Origin of the sequence: Sphingobium xenophagum (assembly GCF_002288285.1) — a bacterium.
Classification (GTDB): Bacteria; Pseudomonadota; Alphaproteobacteria; order Sphingomonadales; family Sphingomonadaceae; genus Sphingobium; species Sphingobium xenophagum.
On record NZ_CP022746.1, the window covers coordinates 623,828 to 638,268 of the forward strand.

The following is a 14,441-nucleotide window of genomic DNA, read 5'->3' on the forward strand; positions in this document are numbered from 1 at the left end:
CCCTGTTCAAGGGTCGGCGACATGCCCGACACAAGACAGGAGAGTGCGGTTGGCTGGCAAGCTATTTCTGACCTGCGCGGTGACGGGAAGCTCACCCATGCCCGATCATCCCAATTTCCCGTTCCGGCCCGATCATGTCGCGGCCGAAGCGCTGGCCGCGGCGCAGGCTGGCGCGGCGATCATCCATTTGCATGTGCGAGACCGCGAAACCGGCGATCCATCACAGGCGCTGGACGATTATCGCGAGGTGGTAGGCCTCATTCGCGCGAAGAATGACGAAGTGATCCTGAACGTCACGACCGGCCCTGGCTGCACTTGGATGCAGAGCGATGATGATCCCGCGGTCTGTGGCCCCGGCACCCTGATGTTCACGGCGGAACGACGGTTGGAGCATATTCTGGACCTGAAACCCGACATGTGCACGCTCGACATTTGCACCATGCAGCTTTGGGGCGGCGTCGCGATCAACCTCGACCCGATGATCACGACCATGGGTCATATGATCCAGGATGCCGGCGTCTTGCCGGAGATTGAATGTTTCGAGGCTGGGGACTTCGTCTTTGCCGACGATCTGATGGCCAAGGGCGCGATTCCGAAAAACGCGCCCTTCACCTTCGTACTGGGGACCAAATATGGTCTGCCCGCCACGACCGAAGCGATGCTCTACGCCAGAAACCAGATACCGCGCGACACGCCGTTCACGGGCTTCGGGGTCAGCCGCCACAGCTTCCCGATGGCGGCCCAATCGGTGCTGCTGGGCGGCAATGTCAGGGTCGGTTTTGAAGACACCATCTATCTGCGGCGTGGACGTTTGGCGGCTGACAATGCCGATCTGGTGCGCTGGGGTGTGGAAATGGTCGAGCGCATGGGCGGCGATATCGCCAGCGCAGGAGAGACTCGCGCGATGCTTGGCCTGAAACAATAAGGAGAGGGAAATGATGCAGGCAATCACAGCACCGATGGCCGATCTGCGGGGGCGGACGGCCTTCATTACCGGCGGCGCGAACGGCATCGGCCTTGGCATAGCGCGGGCGCTGGTGCGCGCCGGGGCCAATGTGGTGATCGCCGATATTCGGCAGAGTGCCTTGGCGGCAGCCAAAGCCGATCTGGCGGCAGACCAGCAGGTCGAAACCGTGGAGTTGGACGTTACGGATCGGCCTGCTTTCGCGCGGGCGGCCGATGCTGCGGAGGCGCGATTCGGGAAAATCCATATACTGGTCGGCAATGCCGGAGTCGGCGTGATGGGGCCGGTACTGGAAGCACGCTTTGACGATTGGGATTGGGGCATGGGCGTCAATCTGGGCGGGGTAATCAACGGCCTCGTCACCATCCTTCCCCGGATCAAGGCGCATGGCGAGGGCGGTCAGATCGTCACGACATCGTCCCAGTCGGCCCTTCTTCCCATCAATTATTCGGCCATTTACACCGCTGCCAAGGCGGCTGTGCTGGGCATATCGGAAGCCATATGTGGGGAACTCGCGGCAGAGAATATAGGCGTATCGGCGTTCATGCCGGGGCCTGTGCAGAGCAATATCGCCCATAGCGGCGAATTGCGGCCCGCGGAATATCGTGAAGATAGCGGCTATCGTGAGCGCGAGGAAGAACTGGAAAAGCGCCCCGTCTCACCACTCTGGATGAGTGCGGACGAAGTGGGTGAGCGGGTGCTGGCGGGCATCCGCGCAAATGACCTCTATATACTGACCCACCCGGAATTTGCGCCGGGTATGCAATCGCGCTTCGATGCGATCATGGCATCGATGCCACAGGAAACCGTCAATCAGGCACGCGCCAGGGAAATTGGTTTCCTGTTGTCCAATCCTGCATTCGACGAACAACTCGCGCGGCGCACAGCGAAGGAAACTGTCGCCAATTGAACATCATGTGCCTCTGGCCGGGCGAGAAGGGGCTAGCCCGGTCAGCTTTTTGGATCAGCGGGCTGATCAGTAATTCCACTGAACCTGGGTGCGGATCAGATTGCCTTCGGCGCGGCCGGTGCGGCGTTCGTCCGCTTCAGCGCGCTTCATCCGGGCATAAGCCATCGTGATTTCCAGCGCCTTCCATGGTTGCCATTCCAGCCCCAGTTCAAATTCGTCGGTTTCCAGACGCGGAGCGTTGGTCCCGGCCTTCCAGCCGCCACGATAATGCTGCCAGCGGCCATAGGGCATCAACGATCCCAGACCTTCCGTGGGCAGACGCATCATCGCCTGAACATAGCCGCCTTGCAGGTTCTTCGTCTGGATCGACTGGGTGGCGACATCATATTGCGGCCCCTTGCCCCAATTCCATTCGGCCTGGATGCCAAAGGGCTTGGGATAGAGCATGGCGTGCAGGCCAACGCGGTTGTCCTTGTAGGTGACAGGACTGACGCCGCCGCTGCGCAGTTCGGGCTGGACGTCGTTCATCATGGCCGATCCACCAAATTCGACGACCTGGTCGCCAATCTCGAACGGCCATGTCGCCAGCGCTACCTTCATCAGGCCGCGATTCTGTTCCGTCTTGTTGATGCCTTGCCCGTTGAACACACCGATGCCGAAAGCGCCGTAATTACCGAACAATTTTTGCCCGTCATCGGCCAGATCATCCCAGATTTTCTGAACCGAAGGCGGGGTGTAATAGGCGATCACACCCAGATCCCGTTCACCCGGAACCGCGCTGTTGATCGCGTCGCTGCGGTCCAGTGTCAGCCGGTTGGACGATGACTGCATATTTTCCCAGCCATAGGGCACTTTCGACTGGCCAAAGCGCAGGCGGAATGTCTTGGCCTTGTCGAGGAAAATGTCGGCATAAGCGTCGCGCAACTGGGCAAAGCCCTCGCGCCGTTCGCCGCCCGCCTGATTATTGACGGCGGTAGCGAAGTCGGGTTGGAGATAGAGCGAGACGCGATCCGAAACGTCCCCTTGGATGACCAGACGGACACGACGCAGCGAGAAACCGCCCCGATCCGAAATCCCGCTATCATGCACGGAACGCAGCCGCGACTGGCCAGCAGGCGCACTGTCATCGCCGGACAGGAAGGCATTGTAGCGCATCTGGGTATAGCCGCGCAGGGTCAACCGGTCATACCAGGCCTTGGACTTGCCCGCTTTGGCAGCAGGGGTCGGTGCGGGGGCCGATGCCAGCACAATGGAAGCCGGGGCCGGTGTCGTGGTGGGCGCGGCAGACTGCGGCGGCACCTGCGCGACGACGGGCGCTGCTTGGTTCTTGTTCGCAGCAAGGGCCGTCATCAGCGATTGAACCTGGGCTTTGAGCTCGTCGATCTGCGCTTGCAACTGCTCTACCGTCTGGGCTTGTGCGGCCTGCGGCATCAACGCCAGCAGGCTGACCGCCAGGCCCATCTGGAAATGTTTCGATCCGATCATTCGCTCGCCCCTCGTCTGTCCGGGGGGCGTTTATGTCGATTGAATGACAGCTATATGACACTGATTGACTTAATTCTGTAACAATATAGCGATCGAGATCTACGCTTCAGCCAAGTCCCAACAGCTTGGCCGCATTGTCCTTCATGATCAGCGGCAGCACGTCTTCGCGAAACCCCGCCGCACGCGCGGCATCGATCCATTTCTCCGGACGGATAAGCGGCCAGTCCGACCCGAACAGCATCTTATGCTTTAGTTGCGTATTCGCGTATTGGATCACCTGCTTTGGGAAATATTTTGGCGACCATCCCGACAGGTCCATGAACACATTGTCCTTGTGCAATGCCATTGACAGGCTTTCGTCGGTCCATGGCCAGCTGGGATGGGCCAGTATGATCTTCATGTCGGGAAAATCGACCGCGACATCGTCGACCAGAATCGGCTGACCATATTTCAGGCGTACCCCGCCGCCGCCCTTCATTCCCGTGCCCATGCCAGAATGGCCGGTATGGAAGATGGCGGGCAATCCATGTTCCGCGATCACTTCATAGATGGGATAGGCCACCCGGTCCGCGGGGTGGCAATCCTGCATGATGCCATGAAATTTGAATCCCCTGACGCCATGATGTTCGACCAGATCGCGCGCCTCCCGCGCGCCGAATTTGCCCTTGCGCGGGTCGATCGATGCAAAGGGAATGACGATATCGTCATGTTCCGCGGCAATGTCGGCAATCTCATAATTGCTGATCCGCTTGGCGCCGATGCCACTCTCGCAATCGACCGTGAACAGGCAGAAGGCGATATTCTGCGCGCGATAATAAGCGATGGTTTCGGGAATGGTCGGACGCTTGCGGTCCGCCTTGAAATAGGTCGACGCCGCATCGAAAAATTTGGCCATCACCGGGTCCTCCGGATCATGGCAGGACACCTCGGCATGGACATGCACGTCGATGGCCAGGATTTTGGATGGATCAATCGGCATGGGCGGATTCCAATATCTTGTCTTCGTTGGCGCGGTGGATGACATAGGCGCGGATGTCTTCAATTTCGGCTGCTGACAGGATCGATGCAAAGCTGACCATGCCATTATCCTTGAGCGCGCCGTCATGCACGACTTGCCCCCATATGTCAGCGTCGTTCAGCATGCCGCTATGGCGCAGGTCAGGGACAATGCTGCCGCCAATCGCCGCGTCGCCATGGCAGACACTGCAATAGCGGCCAAATAGCGCGCCGCCTGCCGCGATCTTCGCAGCATTGGCTGTCGATGGCGGCGGATCAAGCGGCATTTTGGCCAGCGGCGGGGCAGCGGGCAGAGCCGCCTTGCCATCCAGTTTGAACACCAGGAGGCGCGAGATGTTGCGGCTCGGCCCGCTCTTGTCCGACAGAATGCCGGGCGCCAAAGCCCAGACACCGCCCCAGCCGGCCATCACTGCGACATATTGCTGCCCGTCCAGTTCATAGCTGATCGGAGCTGCTACGATGCCGGTTTGCGCCGGAAAGGACCAGAGCTTGCGTCCGTCTCTGGTGGCATAGGCGTTGAACTCTCCGGTAGCCGTGCCCTGAAACACCAAATCGCCGCTGGTTGCGAGCAGGCCGCCATTCCACGGCCCTTTATAGGACACGCGCCAGCGTTCCTTTTGCGCAACCGGATCCCAAGCGATCAGCGCGCCACTTGTCGCCTTCATCGCCGCCTCGCGTGTTGCCTTGTCGGCGGGCATGGCGGCGGCAGCGAAATCGATGCCGACATTGAACCCCAACTTGTTCGCCTTCCAGCCTTTTTCGGGAATATAGGGGAAAGCGGCCAAGTTGGCGGGGATGAACACCAGCGAGGATTTAGGATCGAACGCCATCGGGTGCCAGCTATGCGCGCCGGTTGGGCCGGGGGAGCCGATGAAGGGCTGCCCAGTCCTGTAATAGCGCGCTTGCGGATTTTCGATCGGCCGCCCGGTCGTCATGTCGATGCCACTGGCCCAGTTGACCGGCACAAAATTCTTCGCCGAGAGCAGCTTCCCGTTGGTACGGTCAAGCATGTAGAAAAATCCGTTCTTGGGCGCCTGCATCAACACTTTGCGCTTCGCACCACCGATGTCGAGATCGGCGAGCATGATATGCTGGGTGGCGGTAAAGTCCCAGCTATCGCCCGGCGTCGTCTGATAATGCCAGGCATATTGTCCTGTCCTGGCATGGACTGCGACGATGGACGAAAGATAGAGGTTGTCGCCCTTCCCATCCGACCGATAGGCCTGGTTCCAGGGCGATCCGTTTCCGACACCGATATAGAGAAGGTCCAGCTCCGGATCATAGGCCATTGCGTCCCATACCGTGCCGCCACCACCCTGCTTCCACCATTCGCCATGCCATGTGGCGGCTGCCTCCTTCAGATAGTCCGGTTCCTTTTCAGTGCCAGGCTGGGCCGGGACAGTGTAAAATCGCCAGCGCTCCTTGCCCGTGTCCGCATCATAGGCCGCGACATAGCCACGCGCCCCGAATTCCGCGCCGCCATTGCCGATGATGACCATGCCGTTCACGACACGCGGCCGCCGGTGATGGTGTAATTCTTGCTCTGGTCCAGCGTGACGACGCTCCAGACCGCTTTGCCGGTTGCGCGGTCGATGGCAATCAGACGGCCATCGAGCGTCCCGACGAAAATCTTGTTGCCCCACGCCGCCACGCCGCGATTGACCGCGTCGCAACAGGCCTTCACCAATGTTTCGCGCGGCACAGCCGGATCGAACGACCAGAGCAGCTTGCCGGTGCGCGCGTCATAGGCCTTCACCATGCTCCAGGCGGTCGAGACATAGAGCACGCCGTCGATGAACAAAGGCGTCGCCTCCTGCCCGCGATTGGTATCGAGATCAGCGAACCAGTCCAGGCCCAGCCTGCCGATCGTATCCTGATTGATGGCAGTCAATGGGCTGAAACGCTGCTCGTCATAGGTGCGCCCGGTCGAGAGCCATTGCGCGGGCGCGGCGGCAATGATCCGTGCCGCGTCAACGCCACCGACGCCGGTCGCGCCATTGCCCTGGCTACAGGCGGCCAGCGCCAGACTGCCGATCGTCATTGCCCAGACTGCAACCCGCATGCTCATCCCGTCCTTCATTCTCGCGGATGTTTTCACCCGTCGTTCAGTTCACCATGCGCTCACCCGACCAATGGGCCGCGCGCAAAGCTTTCTTGTCCATTTTCCCCGCCGCCGTCCGTGGAATGGCGGCGACAAAGGCCACGCTTTTAGGTGCCTTTACGCCGCCCAACCGGGCCTTGGCGTGGGCAATGATGACAGCTTCCTCAATATCATCGGCAACAACAACGGCATGAACGGCTTCTCCCCATTTTGCGTCTGGGATGCCGATGACCGCGCATTCGCGCACTAAGGACAGTTCGGTGATCGCGGCCTCCACTTCCGCGGTGAAAACATTAAAGCCACCGGACACGATCATGTCTTTCTTGCGATCGACAATATAATAAAAGCCGTCGTCATCGCGGCGCGCAATGTCGCCCGTATGATGCCAGCCAAAGGTGCGGATGTCGGCAGTTTCCTGTGCCATCGCATAATATTCGCGCGACACAAGCGCGCCGCGCACCACCAGTTCGCCTGCCTCTCCATTGGGCAGCAAATGCCCGTCATCGTCCATGATGCCGACCATGACTGAACGGGTTGGCGAACCACAGCTGGAAAGTCGTTCCGGCCGATCCCCTGCGGCCGCCGCTGCCACGACTTCGGGTGAGAGCCAGGTGACGATCATCGGTGCTTCCACCTGACCATAGGCCTGACACAGGCATGGTCCGAAAATCTCGACCGCGCGGCGGAGTTTTTCCGGGGAAACGGGCGAGCCGACCAGCAGGAAAATCTTGAGCGACGAGGTGTCGGCGTCTGCCAGTTGGCGCGCGTCGAGCAGACCATAAAGCGCGGTTGGCGGCATATAGACATGGGTCACACGGTACGCAGCGATCGCGTTCAGCACGGCGGCGGGATCGAAAGCTGGAAGTATGATCTGCGTCGCGCCGAGCGACAGGGTCGCCAGCGCGACCGGGCCAGCAGCGTGCGAAATGGGAGCAACCACCAGCGACACAGGGGCGGGGGTGCGTCCATCGACCGCTTGGGCGACCGTTTCAATCATCGTGCCCCAGCCGCTGTTGGTGACGACCACGCCCTTGGACGGGCCAGTCGTGCCGCCGGTGGGGAAGAGACCGACGACATCGTCGGGACGCCCGAACGGATCGGACAGGTCGGGCAGGGCGTCACCATCGGCTTTGGCAATGAACTGGTCGAGCGATAGGTCGCCATCCTGCGCGCGATCCAGACAGATGAAATGCCGAAGTCCCGCCACGCGCGCCTTGAGCTGCCTCACGTCGGCGGACTGGTTGCTATGATAGAATAGCCAGCTACAGCCGACATAGTTGAGATAGGCGGCGTTTGCGTCGATCGCGTTGCGGGTGTTGACCGGCACCCACTGCCCATTGGCGCGCCAAATCGCCAGTAGGGCGACCATCATTGCAGCGCTGTTGGGACCGTAAAGTGCGATCGGTTCCTGATTGCGGAATCCCCCAGCGTAGAGGGCTACTGCGATCTGCCGGGTCAGCTTGCTGACCTGCGCGAAGCTGAGCGTTTCGCCGCTCGCCGCGTCGATCAGGCAGGCATGATCGGGGTCGATGTCATGGCCCCGGTCGAAATAGTCGATCGCACGCATTGTTTCAGCCCCAGCGGTTAATCTCCGGGCCAGGCGCCCAGATCGCTTCGGGATGCGCAACATTGGCAAGGCCGAGCGCACGCACTACCGCCGGGCGGGCACGCAATCGGATTTCCCAGGCATTAGTCAATGGTGACGCGGCAAAGGCTTCCGGAACGATGCTTCGCATGCCAGCCAACCAGGCATGGGTTTCCAGATCGGCGATGGAAAAATCACCCATCAGCCAGTCGCGACCATCGGCCAGTTGCGTTTCCAGTTTCTCGACCGCCTGGGCAATCTTTACGCGGCTGTCGGCCAGTCGGGCTTCGTCAGCGTGACCTTCCACCGCATCGCGCCAACGTTGCTCCAGATCCGCGCTGGCGATCCCGGCGGGAACAGCAGCAGGCGGGTGTGCGGCGACACCCAGGCAGGCTGCGGCAGGGGCAACGCGCTCGATGACATAGCGGCACCATGCCATCATTTGCCAGCGGGCATAGGGATCGGCCGGGCGCAGCGCAGGACCACTGCCAATCTCGTCGAGATAGCAAGCCAGGAACACGCTGTCGGTCATCGCGACGCCATCGACAATGAAGACTGGCCCTTCGCCTTCGATAGACTGGTCGACTTCGATCGGATGGGGCAGGGCGGGCGCGTGACGATCGCCCGCGACCAGGTCGAACTCCCGCAAGTCCAGCGCCACATCCTTCTCGAATGCGGCTGCCAGAACGGTGAAGGATGGGCCATTGGGCTGGCCGTGGTAGAGGATCCTCGTCATGCTGGTTCGCTTTCAAGCAGGGAGATACGGCGGGCGAGGTCTGTGCGCCCCAGCGCCCAGCATGCTCGCGTCGCGGGGCGCGCGTAGATGGCGCGCAGCCAACGCATGATATTGGGCGTCAAATCGTCATTGCATAATTGCGGCTGCGACAGCGGCATGGCGTAAGCGAGATTGAAGCCGTTAATGTCGGCCAGGCCATAGCTGTCGGAGGCCAGCCAATCGCGCTGGCCCAATGCCTCTTCCAAATAGGTGATGCCAAGAGCGACGCGACGCTGGGATTCGGCCATCTCCTCCGCCGAAAAGGCGCCGTTGATCGCCTTGCGCCAGGCAATGCGTCGTTCCGGCATCGGAATGCGATCAATCGCCGCTTCCAGTTCGGCGGGGTCCTTCTGCCGCACGGAAGGACCAACGAACACACTCCATCCGATCATCGAGAAGCTGGGGGCAAGCCATTGGTCGAGAAATTTCATCCACCAACGCGTGCGCCATTGATCCACCGGGTCGACCGGCATCAGGCGGGGACCATCAAACGCCTCATCGACATATTCCATGATCGCGGTGGATTCGGTCAGCACATGCTGCCCATGGGTCATCGCAGGAATGGTGCCGAGCGGGTTGACCGCCAGATAATCCGGCTTGTGCTGGTCGAAATTCAACAGGTCTAGATAATGGCTGTCGAACGCCACGCCTTTCTCAAACAGCGCCAGCATCGGCTTGCCCGAATTGGCGTTGGGTTCCCAATGGTAGAGGGTAACGTCGGTCATGCCGATAATGTCTCCATGGTCCAGAAGACCGGGCGGCGCGAGACCGCCCGGTCAGGCGGGGATCAGAATTTCTTTTTGACCGAAATCGCCCATTCGCGTGGGTTGCCAGGGCGCCCCTTGCGCACGCCCGCGCCTGCGCCGCGCAGGTCGAACACTGACAGGAAATAATATTTATCGAACAGGTTGGTGACTTCGAGCGATATGTCGAGGTCATTGTCGGCGTTTGCCCAGGTCAAGCGCGCATTGGCGAGCGTATAGGCTGGCACGAAATTGAGGTTGCGAGTGGTGCCGATTACCGAGGAACCGGCATATTTCTTGTCCTCATAAGTGACATCGAAACGGGGCGTCAGGCTGCCTGCGCTATCGAGGTCGATCTTATATTGCGCGCCCAGGCTGAACTTCCAGGGTGGCGATACTGGCGGATCGTCAGCCGAAACGCCGCCCGGATTGGTCGGATAGGCCGCCGCCGGGCTAAGGCTGCCCGCCTTATATTTAAAGTCGAGATAGCTGATCGATGCGTCGATCGCGAGGCCATCGACCGGATAGGCTGTCAGCTCCGCCTCGAACCCCTTGACCTGCGCGTCGCCGGCATTGAGGCGGGCAGCGCAAGGAGCGCCGGGGCAGGTCAGCACCGGGATTTGAATGTCCGTATAGTCGTTGATGAACGCGGCGGCATTGAAACGCAGACGACGGTTGAACATATCGCTCTTGAAGCCAATTTCATAAGCGATGAGCTTTTCTGGCTGGAAGGCGATAACCTGGTCGGTATTGAACGGACGCGGGTTGCTCCCGCCACCTTTGAAGCCGGTGGAAACCGACCCATAGACCATGACATGATCCGATAAGCGATAATCGGCCGCGATCCGATAGTCCCAACGCTTTGCGCTATAGTGGGCGGTCAATCCGGACAATGCCCTCACGATTTCGGTGACATTGCCGTTGCGATTATAATCCAGTGTGTCCGCGCCTGAATAACTCAGCCCATATACAGCGCCGACCGGGTCGAGAAAGGCATTGACGGTGCCGTCATAGTTCAGGCGGAAATAGGTCTGATCTTTTGACTCGCTGGTATATCTTACCCCGCCACTGATCGTCATCCGCTCCATCGGTTTCCACGACAAATGTGCAAACACGGCCTTGGCGTCGGCCTTGGTCGGATCGGGCTGGCGGAACTGGAGCGGATAGACCGGGACATAGCGAATGTCCTGAAGGGAATCATAGGTCGATTTCTGCTTGAAATAATAGCCGCCCACAGTTCCGTTCAACGTATCGCCCAATTCGGCATTCAGCCGGACTTCCTGACTGAAACTCCAGTTTTCCAGATAATTGCGGCCAAAGCCGATATTGGCAGGGGAGATGTCATCATCGGAATCGAATTGCGTATCAAACGCCCGATAGCCGGTGATGGAGGTCACCGCGAAAGCGTCACTCAGCTTGTAATTGATCTGGCCCGACACACCCCAACCTTGGTAAAGGCTGCGGTCTGTCCCTTGCGTTGCGGCCAGCGGCGTGCCAGCCGCACCGAAAGGATCGACCGGGATCGGCGGCGTCCAAACGCCTGCGGGCTGACCAGTGCCAATATAGTTGCAATAGCGACCGCATATGAACCGATTGTCATAGGGGATGCCTGGCGCCGGATTGGTGTTGGGTGAATTGACCGTGCTGGTTTCCAGCAGCACTTCGCCAGCAATCGTATGTTCGTCGCGGGTATAGTCACCGATGATCGTGACATCGAACCTGTCGCTCGGTTCCCAGAACAGGATGCCACGGATCGCCTGATAGCCAACGCCGCCCAGCTTGCTGATAACGCAGTCGCCCGCAGGTTGGGTCGATGCGATACCGCTGCCCGGATTGGCGCAACCATAGTCGATACGATCGACAAACCCCTCCTGCTGCCGTGCCACACCGGAAATGCGGGCCGACAGGGTGCTGGTAATACCAAAGTCCGCCGCTGCGCGGATGCCGATGCGGTTACGGATACCGTAATTGACCTCGACAAAGCCTCCACCGTTTCCCGACGGGCGTTTTGAGTAGAGCTTGATTGCGCCACCTTCGGCATTGCGCCCGGCAAGGGTACCCTGCGGCCCGCGCAATATCTCAACCCGATCGAGATCGAGTAGCTCGAACACTGCGCCCGTCAGTTGAGGATAATAGACATCATCAATATAGATGCCGACGCCTGGTTCATAGGCAGGGTTAAAGTCATTCTGCCCCACACCGCGGATCGATGCGGAAATGGACGGACCAAAAGACGCGCCTTGGGGCTTGAGCGAAACGTTCGGCGACGCATCCGCGACCTGGGCCAGATTAACCTGACTCTTCGCCTCCAATTCTGCCGCGCTGACGGCGGTGATGGAAATCGGCGTATCCTGAAGCCGCTGTTCGCGGAACTGGGCGGTAACGACGATGTCGGCAACCATGGCGGACGACAGTGCATCCTGTTCAGCGGCCTGCGGCGCCGATGGCGGAGGAGCCGAAGACTGCGCGGATGCCGGCGTCGTGATTGCAAGGATTGATGCCGATGCCAACAAGGCATGCGTCATCGTGGTACGAAGCACGTACTGCATGGGGAACCCCCTCTCCAAAACTGGCTTGAGATCCGTCCTGCCCGGACGTGACCCGCCTGTGACGCTGCTGTGCGTCGATTGTTAGTAAGACATACAAATTTCGACGTTGCAAGAGCCTCTTTGGCCTTGCAACGACTATTGACCCAATATTTCCCAATATTGGGAGATCGCAAATAATGCTGGTATCTATGTTGGTGTTATTAGCAGTAACAGGCTGGAGTTGGGCCTGTTAGCAACTCTTTGATAAACCTTGCCTCTGGTTTTGACCCGTCAGACATAGACGCGGCGAAGCAATTCCACGAGCATCGCGGTTTCCGCTGGACTGAACCGGGCTTTTAGCCAGTTTTCATGTTCGGCAATGCAATTGCGGGCCGCCGCCAGCGACTCGCGCCCAGCATCAGTGAGGCTGAGTGTCTGGCGACGGCGATCCTGCTTGGATTCTCCGCGTTTTAGGAAGCCGCGATCCTGCATCCGGTTGACGATCGCCATCACGCTGGCCCGGTCCATTTTCAGCCGCCGACCAATATCTGCTTGCGCTATGGCGGGTTGATCCTGGATCAGCCAGAGCACCGCGACCTGTTTCTGTGTCAGCCCCAGATCGCTGAATGTTTCGGTAAAATGCTGATAGACCGCCGCGCTCGCCAACCGGATATGGAATCCAACCAGACCGTCGATGCCGCTGAGGCGGGGGTCAGGGAACAGCGCGAGCGGATCAAGATCCTTATTCATGGTATTCATAGTAACAGTGTGCAGACTAAAGGCTTTTACGTCAATCCTGGAACTTGAATATATGTGTGTGTCACATACAATAAGGTGAAGAATCATAAGCGGAGGATCAGTTGTGGCGCATTTCCCCGAAACGCCTTCCTTCACCGGCTTCAATACGCCATCGCGGATCGAGGCAGACATTGCGGACCTGGACATGATCGGGACGGTGCCGCCCGAACTGGACGGAGCCTTTTATCGGGTCCAGCCCGACCCGCAATTTCCGCCTCGGCTGGGCGATGATATTGCTTTCAACGGCGATGGCATGATCACCATGTTCCGGTTCAAGGATGGCCGGGTCGATTTCCGCCAGCGCTGGGCCAAAACCGACAAATGGCGACTGGAGCATGAAGCGGGGAGGGCGTTGTTCGGCGCCTATCGCAACCCGCTGACCGATGATGAGTCCGTCAGCGGAAAAATACGCGGCACGGCCAACACCACCGCCTTCATCCATGGCGGCACACTCTATGCGCTGAAGGAGGACAGCCCCGCACTGGCGATGAACCCCGCGACGCTGGAGACGGACGGCTATACCCGCTTTGGCGGCGCGATGACCGGCCAGACCTTTACCGCCCACCCCAAGATTGACCCGGCAACCGGCGACATGATCGCGTTTGGCTATGCCGCTAAGGGGGTGCTGACTCGCGATATGACCTATTATGTCGTTTCGCCGGACGGGACGCTGAAACAGGAGCTTTGGTTCGAGCTTCCCTATTATGCGATGATGCATGACTTCGCGATTACGCCAAATTATGCCCTGTTCCATGTCGTTCCCAGCACGTCCAGTTGGGAAAGGCTGGAACAGGGCCTGCCCCATTTCGGGTTTGATACGACGCTGCCGGTCTATCTTGGCGTATTACCTCGCCGCGCCGATGCAACCGCCGCCGACATACGCTGGTTCAAGCGCGACAACTGCTTCGCCAGCCATGTCATGAACGCATTTCAGGAGGGGACGAAAATCCATTTCGACACGCCAGAGGCGAAGAACAATATGTTTCCCTTCTTCCCCGACATTCACGGTGCACCGTTCAATCCGCAGGAGGCCGCAAGTTTCCTGACTCGCTGGACCGTGGACATGGCATCCAATGGTGATGCCTTTGCCGGAACGCAGCGACTGACGGGCATGATCGGTGAATTTCCGCGTATTGACGACCGCTTCACCGGGCTGCCCTATCGCTATGGCTGGATGCTGGTGATTGATCCCACCCAGCCGGTCGAATTGAAAGGCGGCAGCGCCGGGGGCATGATCATGAACACGCTGGGCATGGTCGATCACAAGACGGGCAAGGAACAAAAATGGTGGTGCGGACCCGTGTCGTCGCTCCAGGAGCCATGCTTCATCCCGCGATCGGTCGACGCACCGGAGGGGGACGGTTGGATCGTCATGGTGTGCAATCGTCTGGCCGAACATCGCTCCGACCTGTTGCTGTTCGATGCGACCGACATCGCCAAGGGACCGATAGCGCAGATCCGCGTACCCATCCGCCTGCGATTTGGACTGCACGGCAACTGGGCAAATGCCGATCAGATCGGACTGGCGGCTTAGG

At 59.7% G+C, this 14,441-nt stretch carries 10 protein-coding genes and 1 pseudogene; 3 read left to right on the forward strand and 8 right to left on the reverse strand.

The annotated features are described in order from the left end of the window. Positions 1-43 precede the first annotated feature (43 nt). Positions 44-925, forward strand: a complete 882-nt coding sequence (locus CJD35_RS17675; RefSeq protein ID WP_380789501.1) for a beta-keto acid cleavage family enzyme — start codon at positions 44-46, stop codon at positions 923-925. 10 nt (positions 926-935) lie between these two features. Beyond that, entirely contained in the window at positions 936-1,874 is a 939-nt protein-coding gene (locus tag CJD35_RS17680; RefSeq protein WP_095687297.1) for an SDR family NAD(P)-dependent oxidoreductase, read from the forward strand. A 66-nt stretch (positions 1,875-1,940) separates the two neighbouring features. Here CJD35_RS17680 and CJD35_RS17685 read toward each other — a convergent pair whose 3' ends face one another. From CJD35_RS17685 to CJD35_RS17720, 8 genes and pseudogenes are all read right to left on the reverse strand, one after another. After that, the gene (locus CJD35_RS17685) at positions 1,941-3,359 is read right to left on the reverse strand and encodes a porin (protein WP_017182434.1); all 1,419 of its coding nucleotides are present in this window, start codon (positions 3,357-3,359) and stop codon (positions 1,941-1,943) included. A gap of 106 nt (positions 3,360-3,465) precedes the next feature. Next, entirely contained in the window at positions 3,466-4,338 is an 873-nt protein-coding gene (locus CJD35_RS17690; protein WP_086486366.1) for an amidohydrolase family protein, read from the reverse strand. Beyond that, positions 4,328-6,456 (reverse strand): annotated as a pseudogene (locus CJD35_RS17695) (PQQ-dependent dehydrogenase, methanol/ethanol family). The gene CJD35_RS17690 and the pseudogene CJD35_RS17695 overlap by 11 nt, the downstream one beginning before the upstream one ends. A gap of 25 nt (positions 6,457-6,481) precedes the next feature. Next, positions 6,482-8,044, reverse strand: coding sequence for an AMP-binding protein (locus CJD35_RS17700; RefSeq protein WP_086486365.1), 1,563 nt, complete (start codon positions 8,042-8,044; stop codon positions 6,482-6,484). 4 nt (positions 8,045-8,048) lie between these two features. Continuing rightward, entirely contained in the window at positions 8,049-8,798 is a 750-nt protein-coding gene (locus tag CJD35_RS17705; RefSeq protein ID WP_017182439.1) for a glutathione S-transferase family protein, read from the reverse strand. Continuing rightward, a complete protein-coding gene (locus CJD35_RS17710) occupies positions 8,795-9,562 on the reverse strand; it encodes a glutathione S-transferase family protein (RefSeq protein ID WP_017182440.1) in 768 nt (255 codons plus the stop codon). The genes CJD35_RS17705 and CJD35_RS17710 overlap by 4 nt, the downstream gene beginning before the upstream one ends. 62 nt (positions 9,563-9,624) lie before the next feature. Next, positions 9,625-12,129 carry a TonB-dependent receptor gene (locus tag CJD35_RS17715; protein WP_241763617.1) on the reverse strand — a complete coding sequence of 835 codons (2,505 nt, stop codon included), beginning with the start codon at positions 12,127-12,129 and terminating at the stop codon, positions 9,625-9,627. A 270-nt stretch (positions 12,130-12,399) separates the two neighbouring features. Next, positions 12,400-12,867: a Saro_0803 family transcriptional regulator gene (locus CJD35_RS17720; protein ID WP_017182442.1), complete on the reverse strand. Its 468-nt coding sequence runs from the start codon at positions 12,865-12,867 to the stop codon at positions 12,400-12,402. A gap of 103 nt (positions 12,868-12,970) precedes the next feature. On the opposite strand from CJD35_RS17720, the gene CJD35_RS17725 reads away from it, so the two are divergent. Beyond that, complete coding sequence (locus CJD35_RS17725) at positions 12,971-14,440, forward strand: lignostilbene-alpha,beta-dioxygenase (protein ID WP_017182443.1); 1,470 nt, start codon at positions 12,971-12,973, stop codon at positions 14,438-14,440. Position 14,441 lies beyond the last annotated feature (1 nt).

Excerpts from the sequence above, each read along its gene's own strand:
- CJD35_RS17680 (WP_095687297.1), top strand. The coding sequence starts at position 936 with ATGATGCAGGCAATCACAGCACCGATGGCCGATCTGCGGGGGCGGACG.
- CJD35_RS17685 (WP_017182434.1), bottom strand. The coding sequence starts at position 3,359 with ATGATCGGATCGAAACATTTCCAGATGGGCCTGGCGGTCAGCCTGCTG.
- CJD35_RS17690 (WP_086486366.1), bottom strand. The coding sequence starts at position 4,338 with ATGCCGATTGATCCATCCAAAATCCTGGCCATCGACGTGCATGTCCAT.
- CJD35_RS17700 (WP_086486365.1), bottom strand. The coding sequence starts at position 8,044 with ATGCGTGCGATCGACTATTTCGACCGGGGCCATGACATCGACCCCGAT.
- CJD35_RS17705 (WP_017182439.1), bottom strand. The coding sequence starts at position 8,798 with ATGACGAGGATCCTCTACCACGGCCAGCCCAATGGCCCATCCTTCACC.
- CJD35_RS17710 (WP_017182440.1), bottom strand. The coding sequence starts at position 9,562 with ATGACCGACGTTACCCTCTACCATTGGGAACCCAACGCCAATTCGGGC.
- CJD35_RS17715 (WP_241763617.1), bottom strand. The coding sequence starts at position 12,129 with ATGCAGTACGTGCTTCGTACCACGATGACGCATGCCTTGTTGGCATCG.
- CJD35_RS17720 (WP_017182442.1), bottom strand. The coding sequence starts at position 12,867 with ATGAATACCATGAATAAGGATCTTGATCCGCTCGCGCTGTTCCCTGAC.